Source organism: Sphingobacterium sp. UBA6645 (genome assembly GCF_002455685.1).
In the GTDB taxonomy this organism is placed as follows: domain Bacteria; phylum Bacteroidota; class Bacteroidia; order Sphingobacteriales; family Sphingobacteriaceae; genus Sphingobacterium; species Sphingobacterium hotanense.
In genome coordinates this window covers 1-21,185 of record NZ_DKLH01000058.1, presented here as the reverse complement: position 1 = coordinate 21,185, position 21,185 = coordinate 1, and the positions used below count along the sequence as shown (strand labels likewise).

The window sequence follows — 21,185 nt, the reverse complement described above, 5'->3', positions numbered from 1 at the left end:
ATAATTTGATTAAAATATTTGATAATTGATTCCAACTACTCCTCTTAATGAATAATATTCCAGCTGTTCCAAACGGCGAGAATCACCATGGTAATAGCGTAATGGCGCATTCGTTAAGTTGTTCAGCTCGGCAAAAACAGAAACCTTCTTGTTAAATCTATAGTTGGCTGAGAAATCCATGGTGAAGTTTTCACCATACCAACGATAATTCTCCGGGTTGCCTTGGACAATCGCTAAGGCCGATCCCTTGTAATTGCCGGCAATGCGTGCCATAAACTTACCTTTTTCGTAGAAAATTGCCGTATTAAAAAGATGTTTTGATTGATTTGGTAGTACTTCCTTGGCAATAGTCTTTGTTACCTGACCTTTTTCGTCCAAACTGAAGCGCGGCACCTCCATTTCCGAAGTCGTCATCGTGTAGTTCGCCTCTACACCAAATCCGCTCCAAAAATCCGGAAGGAAAGAAAGACGTTTCGATACTCCAGCTTCAAATCCTGCTAGCCATCCGTTCTCCGAATTCTCTGGCTGCGTAATACGGTAGGTAGTGCCATCGATTTGTTGGAAGGATTGCGAGGAGTAGATTACATTGCTCAGTTTCTTATAGAATACACCGAAACTGGCAACTCCGATATCGTCAAAGTAATACTCGGACATGAAATCAAAATTATGGGCGAAAGTAGGCTTTAAAGCGATATTACCACGAGAGATAACCGGAGGTGTGAAGATTAAGTTGATATTCTCTGTAGGATTAAGATCCGAGAAATTAGCTCTAGCAAAGGTTCTTGTGTAGGCTAAACGAATATTCATCGCTTCGATGGGTTGGTATTTCAAGTGAGCTATCGGCAATAAAGAACCAAACTTGCTGCTGTTCTCTACCTTATTAATATCAGCAGTCGGTTTCCCATCAACGTTTTTGCGGATTACTTCATTTCCGTAGTAGGTTAAAGCAGTGTGCTCATATCGCGCTCCGGCAATCAATTGTAGTTTGTCGGATAACTTCATGTTGAACATACCGTAACCTGCATATACATCTTCGTTGCCGGTATAGAATGATGAAGCAGCATCGGGGCTTGATTCTCCTCTGGCGATATGCATCAATTTATTTTCACTGATATAGCTATCCGTTAACAATTGGTCTACCTGCGTTAATGTAATTCCGTCCAGCAATACCGAATGATAATCAGCTCCTGTTTCTTTCATAAAGCCACCATTATAATCATAGGCTTCTGTCGCTAGGCTTTCTACTGTAATATTGGCGCCTCTATTGACGTAAATATCCATCGGACTACCACGACGCAGGTATTTGCCCTTAAACTTACCACCAGCTTTAAAATAGATATTGTTGTTCAATTGGTATTTAAGATCTAATTCTGCGATTCTATCGCGTTCAAAGCTCTGCGTCTGCAATTCGATCAATTGCGTTAATCGTAAATCAGAAGTCTTTACTGCCGACTTTAATTGCGGTACGAAGGATTGATAGTTCGAACTTTGAAATCCGGCCGGTGCATCCATATCCAAATACATCTTGCCGTCGGCAGCAAGGTTCGCATAGTCGACTTTGCTAGCAAACATGCTCAGCTTATAGGTATTTTTAGGGTTGTCTGCATGAGATGGCTTCCTAGTATCCATATCCGTTTCGTAGTTGCTCAGCTTCCAATGTATATTCAGCTTTTCGCCCAAGGTATTATGCGTACCGCCAATTTCAGCACCAAGCAATCCAATACCGATAACGCCTTCACGACGACGCTGTGTCAAGGTTTTCCCTGTATAAGAGAAGGTATGTTCGAGAGCTGTCTCCTGATCTTGGAAGTCTGTAAGGATGCCTCGAAAGAAGATTTTATGGCTTGGGTTGATATGATATGCTAATCCGGCATTTAATCCCATCGTTGTGCGGACACCTTTATAATCGCGGAGCTCGAAGCTCTCCATAGCAAAATCATCTTGATTATAAACAGCTTCCGTATTATCCGTAGCCCAATTTCTTTTCCAATAGGAACCACCAATAATTAGACTTAATTTTTTATTGAAGAAATGGTCTCCATACATAAAACTACCACTGTAAATTCCCTTTTGCGCCTGTCCGTTATAACCGGTCCCTAAAGAAGCCTTTAAGGTTTTGCTCACAGGAGCTGTACGGGTGACGAAGTTAATAGAACCGCCTATCGCATCGCCCTCCATGTCTGGCGTAATAGCTTTCGAAACTTGAACAAACTCGATCATTTCAGAAGGAAAGATGTCCAAAGGCGAAGTTCTGCTGCCCGAAGTGTTGTCAGACGTACCTTCCGACGTTGGCATTCTATTACCGTTCACCAAGGTCGAGTTCCATTGCATAGGCGTTCCGCGCACACTTGCATAGCGACCCTCGCCATGGTCACGCTCAATGGCAATACCCTGAATTCGTTGAACAGCTTCTGCAGCATTGCGATCGGGCAACTTACCAATTAAATCCGAAGCGATAACGTTCATAATTGCGGGGCTGCTCTTCTGAATGCTTAAAGCTTTGGCCTGTGTATTAGCCATAATGCCCTGTACCACAACCTCGTCGATGTCTTGAGTATCATTTCCGCTAAAGGATAGATCACCCAAATAGACGTTGAACGGTTTTTCCGAAACGCTCACCGTTTTCTCAATCGGCTCATAACCCAGATAGCTAAAAACCAGTTCATAGTTACCCTGTTTGATGCCGGTGATCCGGAATGTTCCATCCAGATTGCTTTGTGTAGCAATACTGTTGTCTTTTGTTTTAATAGTAACCCCGGGAAGAGCTGCTTTCCCGTCAATAATTCTTCCCGTGATGCTGTATTGCTGTTGTGAAAAAGCAGTATGCCAGCTTAGGAATACAAGAAAAAATAAGAAGTAAAAAATTCTTTTCATCACATGTTGATTTGATGCCACAAAGAGATAGGAAATCTGAAATGTTATCGACCGCGCTAATTAGGAGAAACTTAATACAGGTCCGCGAACGTGTAAGAGATTGATAAGTAGTGTGTTAATGGTTGTTAAGTTTCCTTTAACAAATTATTAGGAAATCTGCTTGATCTTTTCTTTAAGAAATTCACTCGGCGATTGACCGGTCTCCATCTTAAAATATTTATTGAAGGTACTCTGGGAATGGAATCCCGACTCGTAGGCAAGATTTAAAATATTCTGATCTTCTTGAACAATGCGTTGCGAGTGAGCAATGAAATAGGATACTCGTCTTGAATTGATATACTGATAAAAAGTAGTGTTCATTAAATTATTAAGGATAATCGAGAGATCATGATTGCTGATGGCTAAACTATTTGCAAGATCGGAGAGCGCATACTCAGGATTCAGAAAAGGTTTATCTCTTTTCATCAGCTCATCAATTTGAGCCACCAGAGGTTTTAATCCCTCGATCTTGGCACTATTCTTCTGATATTTTTCATCATTGGTTTTCACGAGAGCACGACTAAGTTTGCCTGCAGACTGTACAGATAAACCCAAATAATCTTTATAGGTATTGATAAAATTAAAATACACAATCAGTAGGACGATTATCGAAGAGCTCGCCAATCCTAGATAGAGAATGACCTGATAATCGAAAGGCTTAAACAGCAAGGAACTTGAAATAAGAAAACAGAGCAGAAAATTATAGCAGATGAAGCTTAATGCCAAGCCAATTTCGTTTGACCGAACACGCTTTTTTACGCTATCCCAATATTTAACCAGCAAATAGATATCGCCGAGAAAACATGCTACAATCGTAAACCTACGAAAATTGAGCACATAAATATCGATCAGTTTAGCCAATCCTGGATGATTGGCAATTTCTTTATTGAAGAGCAATTCAATCAAAAAAATAATTGCAGTACTAAAAAAAGGAATCGAAAATACAATTAGTTCAATTCGTCGGATCGGTTTCTCCGTGAAAATATGTTTGATATAGAGAAAGGCAAAAGTAGAAAAGCCGATGGTTGAAGAAATGCCATACTCAAAATTGACCGGTAAATTTGAAAACTGAATAATCAATTTGGAGATCAGACCTAAGCTACAGCAAAATAAAATAATGAACAGTATCTGATCTTTATTCTCCTTTCGTTTCAATGTCTTCGAAAAGAAAAAGCAAAAAACGACAATCTGCGCAGTTACAAGTAATAAATATGGCCCCATACTAGCAATATTAGTTTTTCAGTATTAACTTATTGGAAAGAAATTATTATCTAATAGCGCTAAAGGATGTTCAATATTAAGAAATCGTAGGTGTCAGTTAAAAAATAGAGCGGTCCAAGCCCGGGTGCGGACAAGTTGAAGTTATAACCCTCACTAAGCCCTTTCAAACCCAATACATAACCCAATCAAACCCAATTCAGATTGGGTTTGATTGGGGTTAGAAAGAGGTGTGAATGGACTGAAACCCAAAGAAGGATGTAATCTAGACATAAGACATTAGATATTAGACATAAGAGTAGGGCGGATTGTGATTCGGAAGCAATTTTCTGAATCAGAGAAGGAAGGTTTATAGGATTGGCAGGATGGTTTGTTTGGACCTTTGGTTTAAGAAAGGGCAATTTGTTTTGAACCAGGAAAGAAAGGATTTAAGGGTTGCAAGATCATGTTGAAAGAAAAAATGCACTGTCTTTGAACCAGGAAAGGAAGGATGCAAGGATTGGCAGGATCCTGTTTATCCTCTTATCCTTCCTTTCCTGGTTCAAGACAAACTGCCTGATCATTTTATCTTTACATGTAGCGTATTCAGAATGCTGCGCGTCCTATTAACAACCAATAATACTCCACATGAAAATTTTGATCGCGATCCTATTCAGCAGTATCATTTTCCTGACCTCGTGCGATAAACAGCAAGATGACCCCAATGCCCCAGAATGCTATAAACAAATGAAGCAGCGCTACGATAAGCAATTAGGCTGTAGCAAAAAAGGGGAAATGGAGGTTAATCTTTATCGTGGACTCTATCAGGGTAAGGAAATCTATTTTCCTATGACCATGTGCCCAAGCTGCAATACTGTAGCTCCAGCCGAAGGCTACACCTGTGAAGGAGAAAAAATCGCTATTGAAGACTTCAATAGGCAAGTAACTGCTATTAAAGAAGTATATAATAGCTGTACAAGAAAATTTGCGTATTAGATATGAGATATTAGATATGAGATATTAGAGTATGGCGTGAACGAGAGGGGAAGGATTTCTGTCCTTGAACCAGGAAAGGAAGGATTTTAGGATTGGCAGGATGGTTTGTCTTGAACTAGGAAAGGAAGGATGCAAGGATAATCAGGATGGCTTGTCTTGGACCAGGAAAGGAAGAATGCAAGGATTAGCAGGATGTAATGTCTTCGAACCAGGAAAGGAAGGATTCAAGGATATACAGGATCCTGCCAATCCTTAAATCCTTTTTTTCCTGGTTCAAAACAAACTTCACTAAAAAATAAATATGGCGACCATCTCTAGCCGCTATACTCTAAAATCTTATGTCTAATGTCTAATATCTAAAAATAATATGGCGACCATTTCTAGCCGCTATACTCTAATATCTTATGTCTAATGTCTAATATCTAAAAAAAATATGGCGACCATCTCTAGCCGCCATACTCTAATATCTTATGTCTAAAATCTAAAATCTAAGCAGCCTTCTTCGCCAAGGAGCTTAGGAAGAAATATCCACAAAGTCCAGAGATCAACGATCCGATAAGGACTGCAAATTTAGCTTCTTCGATGAATAGCGGATCTTTGAAGGAGAGCATGGAGATGAAGATTGACATGGTAAATCCGATACCGCCTAGCATCCCTACACCGATCATATGTTTCCAGCCTGCTTCTTCCGGAAGGTTAGCTAGCTTTGTCTTTACGCAGATATAGGAGGTCAGGAAGATTCCGATGGTTTTTCCAAGGAATAAGCCTAGTATAATACCTAATCCGAGTGGAGAGGTCAGTCCGCTTATCATTTCTTCATGTAGCGTAATATTGGTATTTGCTAACGCAAATAAAGGGATAATGAAGAAGTTTACTGGATTTACGAGGGCATGTTCCAGTTTCTCTAATGGAGATTCCGTAGCGTCAGGCGTTGTTGGAAGTGTCATAGCGACCAATACACCCGCAATTGTGGCGTGGATTCCGGAATGGTGAACAAAATACCAGATGAAAACGCCAGGAATTAAATAGGCCCAAATATTTTTAACGCCGAAGCGGTTAAAGGCAATAAGAAGCAACATGATTCCGCCGGCATACATCAGGTAGGTAAGGTGCATGTCGGAAGAGTAGAAGATGGCGATTACAAGGATGGCCAATAAATCGTCTACAATCGCTAAGGCAGCTAAGAATATTTTTAAGCTCGCTGGAACCTTCTTACCTAGAAGGGTGATAATCGCCAATGCGAAGGCAATATCGGTAGCCATAGGGATACCCCAACCATGATGAGTAGGCTCGCTAATGTTTAATGCGATGTAGATCCCTGCAGGTACCAGGGCACCGCCGATTGCAGCCACAATAGGCAAAGCGGCTTTCTTTGGCGATGAAAGCTCGCCTTCGACAAGCTCGCGTTTGATCTCCAGACCCACCAAAAGGAAGAAGATCGCCATTAAACCGTCATCGATCCATAGTTTGACCGAGTATTTTAATTGTATGCTTTCACTTTCGTAGCCAATGACCTGTTGGAAAAATTGATTAAACCCTTCGGCAAATGGGGAGTTCGCAATAATCAAGGAAATGATAACACATGAAAATAGGAGGATACCTCCAGCATAGTTCGACGAAAGGAACCTTTTGAAAACCGTTAGATTAATCAGATTTGCCATTATTTTTTGAATAATAGTTCGTATGGAATGTGAAAAATAAAGGGGTAAATATATAAAAAAGAAAGGGATTGCTTGGTAAAAACCCACATGATTAGGGTAACAAACCTGTCTTAAATTTACCGCTCAGAATGAAGCTAGGCCGTTAAACTGCTCATTTTAATGCGATTTAACGGCCTAGCCTTAATGTCTTGATTTAATTCTTAATCTTTATAATTGAACCATTTGATAAGTTCTTTAAAGCTTGCTTTTTTACCGTACATCAGGATTCCGACACGATAGATTCTTGCTGCTGCCCATGTGGTAACCAAAAATCCGCCTACCAAGAGTAAGAAGGAGACGATGATTTGCCAGGTTGGAACGCCAAAAGGAATTCTGACCAACATCGCAATCGGAGAAGTTAATGGGATAAAACTCAGCCAGGTTGCAATACTGCCGTGCGGATCATTGATCAATACGCCAAAGGATAATAAGTAGGCGAGTAGCAAAGGCATCGTAATCGGCATAGTGAACTGATTCGCTTCGGTCTCAGAATCGACAGCTGAACCTACAGCCGCAAATAGAGCGCTGTATAGCATATAGCCTAAAAGGAAAAACAGGAAGAAGCAGATCAATAGTTCCGCGACATTCACGCCGTCCAATGCCGTCTGTATATCCAACGCCAAAGCGCTTGAGCTTGAGAGCTCTGCATTATCTACATTCGCTTGCTCGAGCATTTGATTTTGCAGATCTTCCTTGTTGATCAATGTATTGGTGGCTACGGTGAAAAGCGTAAAGGATAGGACAATCCATAGTACGAATTGCGTGATTCCTACTAATCCAATGCCGATAATCTTACCCATCATCAATTGAAATGGTTTCACCGATGAAATGATGACTTCGACAATACGGCTAGACTTCTCTTCAATAATTCCGCGCATCACTTGTGCTCCATAAAGGAATAGGGATAAATAAATCAAAATGGATAAACCCATGGCAATACCCATTGCAATTCGGGTATCACTGTCCTTTGTATCGCCCGATTCGGTGATCTCCTTCGCGGAGGTGGAAACCTGCGTATTGATGTTCTTAATTTTATCTGCATCAATATTGAGTTCTTTGTAAGCATGCGCCAACAAAATCTTCTCTAGCTCATTCTCGATTTCCGATTGAATCTTAATATTAGGCTTTCCTGAGGATAGGAACTCTATCTTTCGTGTTTGGAAGAAATCTTCTGGAATAATCAATAAACTAGTTTTATCGCCCTTTTCCTTTACCTCTTTTAGCTGTTCTTGCAGTTCGGTATTGGATTTCGCATAGGTGATGCGCTCGTTTGTCGTTAACTGTTGTTGTACAGAGTCTGTTTGATCCAGTACATAAACGAGGGCCTTCGAGTCTTCAAAGCTCTTTTGCGTTAATAAAAAGGTTCCAACATAGAGACCTATGAAAAATAAGGGAACAAGGAAAGTGGTAAGCAAGAAGGATTTCTTTTTTACTCGACTTAAATATTCCCTTTGCACGATTAATAATATCTTGTTCATATATAGCGATCTATGTTAGTTGTGTTGTTTAACTCGAGTAATAAATATATCATTCATCGATGGGATGATTTCGAAGATCTGACGTATCTCGACTTTAGGAATAAGAACAGTCAATACATCATTCAGACTGCGATTATCGGCAATCTGTATCGTTAACTTTTGTTCTTCGTCCTGTTGTTCGTGGTTAAGGACTTGATATAATTCTTCTTGATGAATAGGATCATTGCTGAGGGAAGCGTAGGAAATAGTATAGGTTTGATTTCTATACTCATTCTTGATTTCCCGAACAGAGCCATCTAATATTTTACGCGACTTGTGAATGAGGGCGATATTATCGCATAGAGCTTCTACAGACTCCATGCGGTGAGTAGAATAGATGATTGTAGCGCCCTTTTTATTTAATTCTAATATTTCATCTTGAATGATCTGTGCATTAACCGGGTCGAATCCGGAGAATGGCTCGTCCAAGATGATTAAGTCGGGTTCGTGGAGTACGGTTGCTACAAACTGTACTTTCTGTTGCATCCCTTTACTGAGGTCTTCAACCTTTTTGTCCCACCAGGATTCTATCTGTAGCTTTTCGAACCAGTACTTTAGGCGTTGCTTGGCCTCGTTTTTCGATAAACCTTTTAATTGTGCCAGGTAGATCATCTGATCTCCAATTTGCATCTTCTTGTAAAGGCCACGTTCTTCCGGCAAATAACCAATACGTTCTACATGCTTTGGAGATAGCAGTTCGCCATCAAAATATATCTCACCAGCGTCGGGAGCAGTAATTTGATTGATGATACGGATTAGGGATGTTTTCCCGGCGCCATTTGGGCCTAACAGCCCAAATATCTTGCCTTTAGGAATAAATATGGACACATCGTCTAAAGCACGATGATTTGCATACTGCTTGACGATGTTACGAATATCTAGCATAAGTTCGGTTTTTTGTGGTTAAATTAATTAAAATGCCGTTAACATGAAACAAAATCTTAAAAATTGAGAAAAGAGGAAAAAGTTTTTAGAAATCGTACCTTTGTGCCATGATCGTAAAAGACGCAGAATTTATTTGCAGCAATACGGAAATTGACAAGCTGCCTGTTGCCAATCTACCTGAATATGCCTTTATAGGCCGCTCTAATGTGGGTAAGTCCTCGCTAATCAATGCGATGACGGGTAGAAAGGGCTTGGCTAAGACTTCTCAAAAGCCTGGTAAAACACAATTAATCAACCATTTCTTGATTAACAAAACTTGGTATTTGGTGGATTTACCTGGTTATGGTTTCGCACAGACATCTAAAAAGAATAGAAGTACTTGGGAGAAATTTATTCGCGATTACCTAATCAATCGCGTTAACTTGCAATGTGTATTTGTTCTGATTGACAGCAGATTAGAACCTCAGAAAATTGACTTAGATTTTGTTTGTTGGTTAGGCGAGCAGGGAATACCTTTCCAAATGATCTTTACCAAAGCGGACAAGCAGTCGGGCGTTAAGTCTGACCAGAATATAGCGAAGTTCCGTAGAGCGCTGAAGAAATGGTTTGAGGAGCTACCAATTCATTTCCTGACATCGTCTGAAACGAAATTAGGCTGCGAACAAGTGTTAGAGAACATTGATGCTATTAACCAACAATTTGAAGCGCCGATCGAGTAATCCATGAAGAAGTATATGTCGTTGGTGCTATTTGCACACAGTATTTTTGCACTACCTTTCGCTATAATCGGATTTTTCTTGGCAATAAAAACAACAGGCTTCCAATTCGATTGGAAGTTATTTGTTTTAATGCTGGTCTGTATGGTCACTGCAAGAAATGCCGCAATGGCCTTTAATAGATACTTAGACCGTGATATCGACGCTTTAAATCCACGTACAGCTGTCCGTGACATTCCTGCGGGAAGAATTTCGCCAAAGCAAGCATTGACTTTTACCATTATCAATTGTATTGTCTTTATGGTTGCCTGCTACTTTATCAATGCTATATGTTTGGTATTGGCGCCTGTGGCTTTGTTCGTCGTGTTGTTCTATTCATACATGAAACGCATATCACCATTATGCCATTTGGTATTGGGGCTAGGATTGGGTTTGGCACCTGTCGGGGCCTATTTAGCCGTGACCGGAGCGTTCAGTATTGTTCCTATCTTTTACGGTTTGGCTGTTTTGACTTGGGTCAGTGGCTTTGATATCATCTACGCGTTACAAGATGAAGAATTCGATCGCGCGAATGGACTGAATTCAATTCCGGCAAATTTTGGAGGTCCGAAAGCATTGCGCATTTCGGAAGTCCTACACGTTTTGTCTTTTATATTCGTTAGTCTGCCTGTATTCTTTATGCCTACAGGCTGGTTCTATTATATAGGATTACTTTTTTATGGTAGTTTATTGATCTACCAACATCGAATTGTGAGCCCGACAGATTTAAGTAGGGTAGACCGTGCTTTTATGACCACTAATGGTATTGCCTCAGTGGTTTTTATGGTCTTTTACTTACTGGATATCGCCTTTATATAAGGCATGATATTGCTCACTTTTTAGGAAATGCACATAAAATTTAATTTGCATTCCATTTTGAAATCATTTTCTTTGCATGAAATCTATTAAAATTAAATGGCGAAAAATCTATTGATAGTCGAGTCTCCGGCAAAAGCAAAAACAATTGAAGGGTATTTAGGGAAGGATTTTCTTGTGAAGTCCAGCTATGGTCATATCAGAGATCTGGTAAAGACTGATGATGCAATTGATACGGAAAACAACTTTAAGCAGAAGTACGAAGTACCTGCCGATAAGAAGGCGATTGTCAGTGAATTGAAAAAGTTAGCGAAATCTGCAGAAACAGTATGGTTAGCGTCCGATGAGGACCGCGAGGGGGAGGCTATTTCATGGCACTTATATGAAACTTTAGGTCTTAAGGATGAGAATACGAAACGTATTGTTTTTCATGAGATTACAAAGCCTGCCATTTTAAAAGCGATAGAGACGCCTAGAAAAATAGATTTCAACTTAGTAAATGCACAGCAAGCACGACGTGTATTGGATAGATTAGTGGGTTTTGAGCTTTCACCGGTATTATGGAGAAAAGTGAAACCTTCCTTGTCAGCCGGTCGCGTTCAATCTGTTGCTGTTCGATTGATCGTTGAGCGCGAGCGCGAGATTAATAGATTTGAAGCAGAAGCATCTTATAAAGTAGTTGCGATTTTTAATACAGGGAAAGCCCGTGAGCAATTCAAAGCGGAATTACCACAGCGTTTCCAAACGTCGGCAGACGCGGAGAAGTTTTTAAAAGATTGCGTTGAGGCCAGCTTTACCGTAGGTAGCTTGGAGACAAAACCTTCGAAAAGAACGCCTGCAGCGCCTTTTACAACGTCTACTTTACAACAGGAAGCGAGTAGAAAGCTTGGTTTCTCGGTGGCTCGCACCATGCAGGTTGCACAACGATTATATGAGGCTGGGCGTATTACCTATATGCGTACCGACTCTGTGAATCTCTCTGATACGGCATTACAGGCCGCTAGAGCGGAGATTGTAAGTGCATACGGCGACCAGTACCATAAACAACGACAATACCGTACGAAGAGCGCGGGTGCTCAAGAGGCGCACGAGGCAATTCGTCCTACATATTTTAATGAACACTCGATTGACGGCGACAATTCTGAGCGACGTCTTTATGAATTGATCTGGAAAAGATCAATTGCTTCGCAAATGAGCGAAGCAGAGTTCGAGAAGACAACAGCTAAGATCGATGTGTCTACTCGTAAAGAAGACTTCGTTGCTACCGGTGAGGTATTGAAGTTTGATGGCTTCTTGAAAGTGTACATGGAATCGACCGACGACGATCAGGATGGATTAGATGATGGCGATTCTGAAAACAAATTACTACCTCCATTAACAACTGGTCAGGACTTGCAATTGAAGAATATGCAAGCGACAGAGCGTTTCTCTCGTCCTTCCGCTCGCTTCACCGAGGCTTCTTTGGTGAAGAAACTGGAAGAACTGGGAATCGGACGTCCTTCTACCTACGCGCCAACTATTTCGACTATTCAGAATAGAGGATACGTCGTCAAAGAAGACCGTGATGGTAAGGAGCGTGTGTATGAAGTGATTAGTTTAGAGAACGGTCAAGTTTCGAGTACCAAGAAAACAGAAATTACAGGTGCTGAGCGCAGTAAATTATTTCCAACCGATATCGGTGTGCTGGTAAATGATTTCTTAGTTCAACATTTTAATGATATTGTCGATTACAATTTCACTGCTACGGTAGAGAAAGAGTTTGACGAAATTGCTCAAGGATATAAGGAATGGACAGATATGCTGTCAAATTTCTATGGTCCTTTCCATACAGAAGTTCAAGATACGCTTGAAAATGCAGACAGAGCAACGCATGAACGTGAGCTTGGTGTTGATCCTACTTCTGGTAAGCCTGTATCAGTACGTGTCGGCCGATTCGGTCCGCTAGTGCAGATTGGTTCTGCCGATGATGAAGAGAAGCCTCGTTTTGCTTCTTTGCGCAAAGGCCAGATGATCGAGACGATTACGTTCGAAGAAGCGATGGACTTATTTAATCTTCCTAAGAAGGTTGGAGAGTTTGAAGAGAAGGAAATGACGGTGGCAATCGGCCGTTTTGGACCTTATATTCGCCACAACAGTAGCTTCTATTCTTTGCCTAAAGGCGTAGATCCGCTAGACGTGACGGAAGAGCAGGCTGTAGAGATTATTAAAGAGAAACGTCAGAAAGATAAAGACAAGATTATCAGAGTTTTCGATGAAAATCCTGAAGCAAAGATTGAGAACGGTAGATGGGGACCTTTCGTGCGTTTCGGTAAGCAGAACTTAAAGATTCCGAAAGGAACAGAAGTAGAAAAGATTACTTACGAGGATGTGTTGAAGTGGGCTGAAGAAGATAGCAAAGGCGGGTCTGCAAAGAAAACGACCCGAGCGACTAAAACCACTAAAACGGCGAAAGCTGCTAAGCCAGCAGCGAAAGCTAAAAAGAAGTAAGCCATGAAAAAAGACTTACCTTTAAACATCGTTGAAGATATCTCGATTGCTGTGGTATTAGAGTCTGAAGCACCTGGATCAAAGGTTTGGAATGTGTATCTGATCAATGAGAAGGATAAAGCCATTCAAAACGTTTTGGTATCTTCTAAAGGCTATGGTGAAAAGGATGGCAGAAAGGTGATTACGACAACCTTACGTCACTTTATCGGTGATATGGATGCTCACTCATCGCAAAAGATTGAAGCTATAGACATACAGGTTTTTGGATTAACCAATGAGTATTGGCTGAGCTATTATATCGATGGTGTTATCTATGATAAAAAATATATTTTCCTGCCGGACAGTATTGTCGATGAGAATCTGATAAAGATTCCATTGGTTAATAAGCCTGGCGTAATGATCGGAGGAACAAACTAATGAAAAATGGCAACTTCGTGATTGCAATTGATGGATTCTCATCATGTGGTAAAAGTACCGTTGCAAAAGCTTTAGCGAAGAAATTGAACTTTGTGTTTGTTGATAGTGGTGCAATGTACCGCGCTGTAACGCTTTATTTCCAACGCAATAATGTTAGCCTTAGCGATGATATCGCTATCCAAACAGCAATAGAAAACATCCATATTGATTTAGTTCCTTTAGTTGATAAAACGCAAGTGCTACTTAATGGTGAAGATGTATCGGATGCAATTCGAACCATGGAGGTTTCAGAATATGTAAGTGAGGTTAGCGCAATTAAAGCCGTTCGCCATGCGATGGTCAAACAGCAGCAAGCCTTGGGAGCAAAGCGCAATATTGTGATGGACGGACGCGATATCGGAACGACCGTATTTCCTAATGCCGATCTGAAAGTCTTTATGACAGCGAGCCCTCAAGTTCGTGCAGAACGAAGATTTGCAGAATTGACAGCAAAGGGAGAGGTCATCACGATGGAAGAAGTAAAAGAGAATTTATCCCATCGTGATCATATTGACAGCACAAGAGAGGAAAGCCCACTTAGACAGGCTGATGATGCTGTTGTATTAGATAACAGCGAGTTAAATCAGGAAGAACAATTGGCTTTCGTTGTTGACTTGGTCAACAAACGAATGCAAACAGCATAAAAAAAGCTGGCTTATGATTAAGCCAGCTTTTTTTCTATTTCATATTGTCAATTTCGTTTTGTTCACGAAGCTTGTCAATATTGTTTTTCTCACCAAAATCTTCGGTTTTAGTTTGAAATGCTTCCAATATCTCTCGGATAGCCTCGGAGTTATCAGCAGTTCGCTGATAAATTTCAGGGATCTTCTTCTCAATAGTCTTATCGCCTAATTCAATATTGTCGATCTCTACTTTCGCAATCTTTTCCAAAACCGCTTGTTGACTATTTCTAATGTCTTCCAATTCCCTGGATATTTTCTCCATTAAGTCAAATTTCTTCAATTTATCCATAAATTCTACTTCATTAGTTTATAATATATAAACGTGCCGTAAGGGATTTTGTTTTAAGAACTTTCGTTTTAACGTTTTTTAAGAATTGAAAGTGACGGTATCGGATTGGTTATGTTTATGCTGTATGTATAATCAGAGCAAGATAAAGATGGGTAAAGGAAAGTTGTAATGCAGCGAGAAAGGATTTCCCCTATGTGGATCATGCAAAAGCCAGTAATAAAGTATTGGATCAAAAAGAGAATATTCACTTTGCAGTTGCGAAAGATGTAAGACGTTAGTCGATTTGAGCCTTCTGTTTAAACAGGAAGGGAAGTTGTTTGAACCAAGAAAGGAAGGATTATAAGATTAACAGGATCTTTGCAAAGTCCATTACAATTCCTCGATCTGCTTGTCTGTTCTTATTTACTACATCTCTTTACTAACTTGGAAAAACTAGATACCATTATCTCTATGTATAGCACAAAAAAAGACCCCTTTCAGGGTCTTAAATCTAATGTCTAATATCTTATATCTAATTCTTATGCATTATATGCTTTCAAGCCTTCTTCCAGACAAACCAATGCTTTTTTTAGATCATCTTGATTTAATACGTAAGCAAGTCGAACTTCGTTCTGGCCGGCGCCAGGTGTAGAATAGAAACCGGTGGCAGGTGCCATCATAACAGTCTCATTGTTATAATCGAATTTCTCCAACATCCATTGGCAGAACTTATCCGCATTGTCGATTGGTAGTTTAGCAACAACGTAAAAAGCACCACCTGGATTAGGACAGAATACACCGTCGATATTGTTCAGTCCATTTACTAATACATCTCTTCTCGCAGTATATTCTTTCGATACTGCTTCGAAATAGCTATCCGGAGTATCTACAGCAGCTTCGCCAGCAATTTGACCTTCTAAGGACGGACTTAAGCGTGCCTGAGCAAACTTTAGACATGTTTGATACAGCTCTTTGTTTTTAGTGATGATACATCCGATACGAGCACCGCATGCTGAATAACGTTTAGAAACGGTATCAAAGACAACAACATTCTGTTCCAAACCTTCCAAGTGCATTGGTGACAAGAACTCGCGACCGTCATAACAGAATTCACGATATGCCTCATCCGAGAATAGGTAAAGGTCATATTTCAAACATAACTCGCGTAATGCTTCCAATTCTTCACGTGAATAAAGGTATCCAGTTGGGTTATTTGGATTACAGATTGCAATAGCCTTTGTTTTTTCGGTAATTACTTTCTCAAACTCAGCAATAGATGGCAATGCGAATCCATTGTCAATATAAGACATAATCGGCTTTACGATGATATCTGCAGAGCACGCAAAACCATTATAGTTTGCATAGAATGGTTCTGGGATGATAACCTCTTCACCCGGGTTTAAGCAAGCTTGCATCGCAATTGTGATTGCTTCAGAACCACCGTTAGTAACCAAGATATCGCTAGGGGTGATGTTATAATTAAGTTTGTTATAATATTCAGCCAACTTCGTGCGATAGGATAAAGTCCCTTCAGAAGCAGTATACGCCCATACTTTGAAGTCAATGTTCTTCAAGGCGTTTAACATCACTTCAGGAGTTTCGATATCTGGCTGACCGATATTTAGATGATAGATCTTTTTTCCATCTCTTTTAGCCTGATCGGCAAATGGGGTAAGCTTTCTAATGGGTGATGCAGGCATTTGTATGCCCTTTTGAGAGATTGTTGGCATTATAATTTGTTTTCGTTTTGACTGCGTCAAATTTACGAATAATCTTCGAAGGAAAGGCTATAAATAACAAAGCCATTCTGTTTAAAGAATGGCTTCGCTAAATAATATTCTAGATATTGTTTTATTCTACTATACCTTTTATCGTTAAAGTCTTAACGGGAGTCTTTGTATTTGATTTCACTATGAAAGACTTCGTAAATGGTCCCTTGGTTTCAGCATTGAACGTTACTTTAATTGTTCCTGCTTCTCCAGGTTTTACCGGACTTTTTGTAAACTCTGCTACTGAACATCCACAAGTAGGTTGAACGTCAGCAATAATGATTGGTTCATCGCCAGCATTATTGAACTTGTATTCGAAAGAAACAGGTTTGCCTGCTGGAATTTTTCCAAAGTCATGCGTTTCTTTTTCGAACTTAAATTCAGCTGTCAATAATGTCATTGCTGTTAAACTAATAAACGCAATTACCACCGCACATATACTTGTAATTTTTTTCATTGCTTCAATTTGTTTAGTTGTTTTTATTTACTTGTAATACTCAAATCTAAGACCAATTTTATAAAAAACGAGTCTATAGCATGCTTATTTGCTTAAATCAACAATAATATTACAAAAAGTTTAAATGATACCTTCTTTCAGAATATCCTGAATATGGATAATTCCAGCGTATTTTCCTTCGTTCGTCACGACTAATTGAGAGATGCTGAACTGTCGCATGGTATGTAAACCGTTTACTGCCAATTCGTTCCTATCGATTGTCTTGGGGCTTAAGCTCATGATATCTTTAGCCGATAACTTTGAGATATCCTCATGCTTTTCAAGCATACGGCGAATATCACCATCGGTAATAATTCCCAATATTTTATCATCATGCAACACAACGGTTGCGCCCAAACGGAACTTGGTGATAGATATGATCACATTGCGGATGTCTTTCGTAGGCTCTACGATTGGCAGGCCATTATGATCGGATAAGTCACCAACGCGTAAGTAAAGCTGCTTTCCTAAGGCGCCGCCCGGATGGTATTTTGCGAAATCGCGATCAGAGAATTGTCTTTCCGTTTGCAAAGCTACAGCGATTGCATCACCCATGGCAAGCTGAACCGTCGTACTTGTAGTAGGGGCCAGGTTATTCGGGCAAGCCTCACGCGTAATCGTTGTATCCAAGATAAAATCAGCTTGTTCAGCAAGGAAGGAGTTCCGATTTCCAACGATCGCGACAAGCTTATTATTTGTCTGTTTCAAGAATGGCACAAGCACTTTAATCTCTGGAGTATTACCACTTTTGGAGATCGCAATGATCAAATCCTCTTTTTGAATTATTCCTAAATCTCCATGTATGGCATCGGCAGCATGCATGAAAATAGACGGTGTTCCGGTCGAATTCAGTGTTGCGACAATCTTTTGTGCAATAATCGCGCTCTTGCCAATTCCTGTAATGATTACTCGGCCATTTAAACTAAGAATTGACTCAACTACCTTAACAAAATCATCATCAATTCTTTCTGATAATGCAAGGATATTTTTCGCCTCTAACTCAAAGGTGTTCACGGCAACCTTTTTGATATCTGTATTGTTTTTCACGTAAAATTTACTTATTTTTATTCTTCAATTTACATCACAAAAATACACTATTTAGGGCGTATTCCTAATGTTGTAAAGTCATCTAATTTAACATCGCTAGGTGAATGGAAATAGAAAAATCACTATTTGACAATTTACAGGATTTTTTTGGGTTTGATAATTTCAAAGGAGATCAAGAAGCCATTATCACAAATGTGCTAAACAAGAAAGATACCTTTGTTATTATGCCGACAGGCGGTGGCAAGTCCATCTGCTATCAACTACCAGCATTAATGAGCGAGGGAACAGCTATTGTTATCTCCCCATTGATTGCCCTTATGAAAAATCAAGTAGACCAGCTGAGAGCCTTCGGTGGTCGAGACAGCATTGCACACTTTCTGAACTCCTCATTAACTAAGAATGAGATTCTACGTGTAAAACAGGATGTAACAGATGGTAAGACCAAATTGTTATATGTTGCACCGGAATCCTTAGCCAAGGAGGACAATGTTGCATTTCTACGGAGTATTACCGTGTCCTTCGTCGCTGTCGATGAAGCGCATTGTATTTCGGAGTGGGGACATGATTTCCGTCCGGAGTATCGTAAAATCCGACAAGTCATCAATGAGGTAGGAGACAACATCCCTATTATCGCGCTGACAGCCACTGCAACACCTAAGGTGCAATCTGATATTCGCAAGAACTTACAGATGAATGATGCTCACTTATTTAAGTCTTCGTTCAACAGAACGAATCTCTACTATGAGGTTCGTCCGAAACAAGACGTCATTAAGGAAATCGTTCGCTTCATAAAGAATAATACCGGTAAGGCCGGAATCGTCTATTGTCTAAGTCGTAAGAAGGTAGAGGAGATTGCTGAGGTGTTGAATATCAACGGCATCAAAGCTCTACCGTACCATGCGGGACTGGATGCAAAAACGCGAGCTGAGACACAGGACAAGTTCCTGATGGAAGATATCGAGGTTATTGTAGCAACGATAGCCTTCGGTATGGGAATCGACAAACCAGACGTTCGTTATGTAATCCACCATGATATTCCAAAGTCTATGGAAGGCTATTATCAGGAAACAGGACGCGCTGGACGTGATGGAGGCGATGGCTTTTGTTTGGCATTCTATTCGGAAAAGGACGTCGAGAAATTGACGAAGTTCATGAAAGACAAACCGGTCTCTGAAAAGGAGATTGGTACTCAGATCCTAAAGGAAGTGATCGACTATTCGGAATCCGCAGTTTGTCGCAGAAAGCAGATTTTACACTATTTCGGCGAGAAATTCGACGAAACAGGATGTAACAACATGTGTGATAACTGCCGTTCGCAGAAAACTTATTTTGAAGCCGAGGCATCTCTATTGCAGGTCTTGAACTTCATTAAAGAGCAAGGCGACAAATTTGATGATCAGCATATCATCAATGTCATGATTGGTCAGAACAATCAGCCTATTTCTTCTTATAAGCATGATACACATCCTCTATTCGGATCCGGTAAAGAACTTGGGGTGAATTATTGGAATTCGCTAATCCGCCAAGCGGAGTTTTCGGGCTTTATCAAAAAAGATATCGATCACTACGGACTCCTTCAATTGACAGAGGCCGGCAAAAAATATATAAGCAACCCTTACCCGATTAAGTACATCATCAATCGTCCGATGGAAAAAGCGAGCGGAGATAGCTCGGATGACGCTGCTGGACATATTAGCACGCTGGATGCCGAATTATTGAAGATGCTGAAGGATCTTCGCAAGAAGATTGCGAAGCAGAAGTCTCTTCCGCCTTTTGTTATCTTTCAAGACCCTTCGTTAGACGAAATGTGTACTCATTATCCTATTTCTACGGAAGAGCTGAAGAAAATTCAGGGCGTAGGATCTGGGAAAGCAATGAAGTTTGGTGCTCCTTTCGTTGAGTTGATCAAGAAATATGTAGAAGACAACGATATCGACAGACCTCAGGACTTGGTGATCAAGAGCACGGCTAATAAGTCCGCATTGAAGGTTTCTATCATTCAGAATATCGATAGAAAGATCAGTTTGGAGGATATTGCATCATCCAAAGGCATTAGCTATGAGGATATGCTGAAAGAGGTCGAATCTATTGTCAACTCCGGTACGAAACTCAATATCGGATACTTTGTCGATGAGATGATCGATCCAGACCGTCAGGATGAGGTTTATGATTACTTCAAATCTGCAGAGAACGATAGCATCGATAGCGCATTGAATGAACTAGGAGAGGAGGATTATTCTTTTGAGGATATTCAACTCATGCGCATCAAATTTATATCAGAACTAGGAAATTAATAATACAATATGATCAATACTTATTTGCCAAATATTAAGAATGGCGACTCTGATGCTTTCTTTTTAATGGCAGGCCCATGTGCAATCGAAGGTGAGGATATCGCCCTTCGCATTGCTGAACGTATCGTTACGATTACAGATAAATTCAATATCCCTTATATCTTCAAAGGCTCATATCGCAAAGCAAACCGCTCAAGAGTGGACTCATTTACCGGTATCGGCGATGAAAAAGCTTTAAAAATTCTTGAAAAAGTAGGAAAGACCTTCGGTGTTCCTACAGTCACAGATATTCATGAAAGCCACGAAGCCGCAATGGCTGCCGCATACGTAGATGTACTACAGATTCCAGCTTTCTTATGCCGTCAAACGGAGCTTTTAGTTGCAGCGGCACAAACCGGTAAGGTGGTGAACATCAAAAAAGGACAGTTCCTCGCTGCGGAATCTATGAAGTTTGCTGTAGATAAGGTTAAAGATTCCGGAAATGACAAAGTATTCTTAACCGATCGTGGCAATACCTTCGGATACCAAGACTTGATCGTCGATTTTCGGGGAATTCCTACTATGCGCAATTTCAATGTCCCAACGGTAATGGATTGTACGCATTCTCTACAACAACCTAATCAGTCATCAGGAGTAACCGGCGGCAAACCGGAACTAATCGAAACTATCGCCAAAGCAGCTATCGCTGTAGGTGCCGATGGACTATTCATCGAAACGCACCCAGATCCTGCAAACGCGAAATCCGACGGCGCAAATATGTTGCACCTCGATCTATTAGAAGGATTAATGGAGAAGCTGATCCGCGTGAGACAAGCAATAATTTAATCTAGATATTAGATTTTAGATATTAGACATTAGAGCGTAGCGGGCTATTCTGACTACGCTCTTTTTTTCTGAAAGTTATTG

17 protein-coding genes are annotated in these 21,185 nt (G+C 40.4%); 8 read left to right on the top strand and 9 right to left on the bottom strand.

Annotation, left to right across the window (positions count from 1 at the left end; genetic code table 11):
- Nucleotides 1-9 precede the first annotated feature (9 nt).
- Nucleotides 10-2,874 carry a TonB-dependent receptor gene (locus B2400_RS11275; protein ID WP_293933402.1) on the bottom strand — a complete coding sequence of 955 codons (2,865 nt, stop codon included), beginning with the start codon at nt 2,872-2,874 and terminating at the stop codon, nt 10-12.
- A 147-nt stretch (nt 2,875-3,021) separates the two neighbouring features.
- The gene (locus tag B2400_RS11270) at nt 3,022-4,134 is read right to left on the bottom strand and encodes a helix-turn-helix domain-containing protein (RefSeq protein ID WP_293933399.1); all 1,113 of its coding nucleotides are present in this window, start codon (nt 4,132-4,134) and stop codon (nt 3,022-3,024) included.
- Nucleotides 4,135-4,758: 624 nt separating this feature from the next.
- On the opposite strand from B2400_RS11270, the gene B2400_RS11265 reads away from it, so the two are divergent.
- On the top strand, nt 4,759-5,106 hold the full coding sequence (locus B2400_RS11265; RefSeq protein ID WP_293933396.1) for a hypothetical protein: 348 nt from the start codon (nt 4,759-4,761) through the stop codon (nt 5,104-5,106).
- Nucleotides 5,107-5,594: 488 nt separating this feature from the next.
- On the opposite strand, the gene nhaA is transcribed toward B2400_RS11265, so the two are convergent.
- The 3 genes from nhaA to B2400_RS11250 all read right to left on the bottom strand — a co-directional run bounded on the left by nhaA (nt 5,595) and on the right by B2400_RS11250 (nt 9,208).
- Nucleotides 5,595-6,767, bottom strand: a complete 1,173-nt coding sequence (gene nhaA, locus B2400_RS11260) for a Na+/H+ antiporter NhaA (protein WP_286651126.1) — start codon at nt 6,765-6,767, stop codon at nt 5,595-5,597.
- 200 nt (nt 6,768-6,967) lie between these two features.
- Entirely contained in the window at nt 6,968-8,284 is a 1,317-nt protein-coding gene (locus B2400_RS11255; protein WP_293933394.1) for an ABC transporter permease, read from the bottom strand.
- 15 nt (nt 8,285-8,299) lie between these two features.
- A complete protein-coding gene (locus B2400_RS11250) occupies nt 8,300-9,208 on the bottom strand; it encodes an ABC transporter ATP-binding protein (protein ID WP_286651124.1) in 909 nt (302 codons plus the stop codon).
- 107 nt (nt 9,209-9,315) lie between these two features.
- Here B2400_RS11250 and yihA point away from each other — a divergent pair, with 107 nt between their 5' ends.
- The 5 genes from yihA (at nt 9,316) to cmk (ending at nt 14,366) form a co-directional block, all read left to right on the top strand.
- Entirely contained in the window at nt 9,316-9,927 is a 612-nt protein-coding gene (gene yihA, locus B2400_RS11245; protein WP_293933392.1) for a ribosome biogenesis GTP-binding protein YihA/YsxC, read from the top strand.
- 3 nt (nt 9,928-9,930) lie between these two features.
- The gene (locus B2400_RS11240) at nt 9,931-10,782 is read left to right on the top strand and encodes a UbiA-like polyprenyltransferase (protein ID WP_286651122.1); all 852 of its coding nucleotides are present in this window, start codon (nt 9,931-9,933) and stop codon (nt 10,780-10,782) included.
- A 96-nt stretch (nt 10,783-10,878) separates the two neighbouring features.
- Nucleotides 10,879-13,266, top strand: a complete 2,388-nt coding sequence (topA, locus tag B2400_RS11235; protein ID WP_286651121.1) for a type I DNA topoisomerase — start codon at nt 10,879-10,881, stop codon at nt 13,264-13,266.
- Between the two features lie 3 nt (nt 13,267-13,269).
- Complete coding sequence (locus B2400_RS11230; protein ID WP_149525945.1) at nt 13,270-13,683, top strand: hypothetical protein; 414 nt, start codon at nt 13,270-13,272, stop codon at nt 13,681-13,683.
- Nucleotides 13,683-14,366, top strand: a complete 684-nt coding sequence (gene cmk / locus B2400_RS11225) for a (d)CMP kinase (RefSeq protein ID WP_286651120.1) — start codon at nt 13,683-13,685, stop codon at nt 14,364-14,366. The genes B2400_RS11230 and cmk overlap by 1 nt, the downstream gene beginning before the upstream one ends.
- Before the next feature lie 34 nt (nt 14,367-14,400).
- On the opposite strand, the gene B2400_RS11220 is transcribed toward cmk, so the two are convergent.
- From B2400_RS11220 to B2400_RS11205, 4 genes are all read right to left on the bottom strand, one after another.
- Nucleotides 14,401-14,694 carry a hypothetical protein gene (locus B2400_RS11220; RefSeq protein WP_286651119.1) on the bottom strand — a complete coding sequence of 98 codons (294 nt, stop codon included), beginning with the start codon at nt 14,692-14,694 and terminating at the stop codon, nt 14,401-14,403.
- 518 nt (nt 14,695-15,212) lie between these two features.
- The gene (locus B2400_RS11215; RefSeq protein WP_286651118.1) at nt 15,213-16,403 is read right to left on the bottom strand and encodes a pyridoxal phosphate-dependent aminotransferase; all 1,191 of its coding nucleotides are present in this window, start codon (nt 16,401-16,403) and stop codon (nt 15,213-15,215) included.
- Between the two features lie 121 nt (nt 16,404-16,524).
- Nucleotides 16,525-16,842: a DUF1573 domain-containing protein gene (locus B2400_RS11210; protein WP_349681683.1), complete on the bottom strand. Its 318-nt coding sequence runs from the start codon at nt 16,840-16,842 to the stop codon at nt 16,525-16,527.
- 177 nt (nt 16,843-17,019) lie between these two features.
- Nucleotides 17,020-17,985 carry a KpsF/GutQ family sugar-phosphate isomerase gene (locus B2400_RS11205; protein WP_293933386.1) on the bottom strand — a complete coding sequence of 322 codons (966 nt, stop codon included), beginning with the start codon at nt 17,983-17,985 and terminating at the stop codon, nt 17,020-17,022.
- 104 nt (nt 17,986-18,089) lie between these two features.
- Here B2400_RS11205 and recQ point away from each other — a divergent pair, with 104 nt between their 5' ends.
- On the top strand, nt 18,090-20,279 hold the full coding sequence (gene recQ, locus B2400_RS11200; RefSeq protein WP_149525951.1) for a DNA helicase RecQ: 2,190 nt from the start codon (nt 18,090-18,092) through the stop codon (nt 20,277-20,279).
- A 9-nt stretch (nt 20,280-20,288) separates the two neighbouring features.
- A complete protein-coding gene (gene kdsA / locus B2400_RS11195; RefSeq protein WP_286651116.1) occupies nt 20,289-21,104 on the top strand; it encodes a 3-deoxy-8-phosphooctulonate synthase in 816 nt (271 codons plus the stop codon).
- The last annotated feature ends 81 nt before the right edge of the window (nt 21,105-21,185 follow it).

Coding starts and splice junctions, on each gene's coding strand:
- topA (WP_286651121.1), top strand. CDS start 10,879: ATGGCGAAAAATCTATTGATAGTCGAGTCTCCGGCAAAAGCAAAAACA.
- B2400_RS11265 (WP_293933396.1), top strand. CDS start 4,759: ATGAAAATTTTGATCGCGATCCTATTCAGCAGTATCATTTTCCTGACC.
- B2400_RS11270 (WP_293933399.1), bottom strand. CDS start 4,134: ATGGGGCCATATTTATTACTTGTAACTGCGCAGATTGTCGTTTTTTGC.
- cmk (WP_286651120.1), top strand. CDS start 13,683: ATGAAAAATGGCAACTTCGTGATTGCAATTGATGGATTCTCATCATGT.
- B2400_RS11250 (WP_286651124.1), bottom strand. CDS start 9,208: ATGCTAGATATTCGTAACATCGTCAAGCAGTATGCAAATCATCGTGCT.
- B2400_RS11220 (WP_286651119.1), bottom strand. CDS start 14,694: ATGGATAAATTGAAGAAATTTGACTTAATGGAGAAAATATCCAGGGAA.
- nhaA (WP_286651126.1), bottom strand. CDS start 6,767: ATGGCAAATCTGATTAATCTAACGGTTTTCAAAAGGTTCCTTTCGTCG.
- kdsA (WP_286651116.1), top strand. CDS start 20,289: ATGATCAATACTTATTTGCCAAATATTAAGAATGGCGACTCTGATGCT.
- B2400_RS11240 (WP_286651122.1), top strand. CDS start 9,931: ATGAAGAAGTATATGTCGTTGGTGCTATTTGCACACAGTATTTTTGCA.
- B2400_RS11230 (WP_149525945.1), top strand. CDS start 13,270: ATGAAAAAAGACTTACCTTTAAACATCGTTGAAGATATCTCGATTGCT.
- B2400_RS11275 (WP_293933402.1), bottom strand. CDS start 2,874: ATGAAAAGAATTTTTTACTTCTTATTTTTTCTTGTATTCCTAAGCTGG.
- B2400_RS11215 (WP_286651118.1), bottom strand. CDS start 16,403: ATGCCAACAATCTCTCAAAAGGGCATACAAATGCCTGCATCACCCATT.
- recQ (WP_149525951.1), top strand. CDS start 18,090: ATGGAAATAGAAAAATCACTATTTGACAATTTACAGGATTTTTTTGGG.
- yihA (WP_293933392.1), top strand. CDS start 9,316: ATGATCGTAAAAGACGCAGAATTTATTTGCAGCAATACGGAAATTGAC.
- B2400_RS11210 (WP_349681683.1), bottom strand. CDS start 16,842: ATGACATTATTGACAGCTGAATTTAAGTTCGAAAAAGAAACGCATGAC.
- B2400_RS11255 (WP_293933394.1), bottom strand. CDS start 8,284: ATGAACAAGATATTATTAATCGTGCAAAGGGAATATTTAAGTCGAGTA.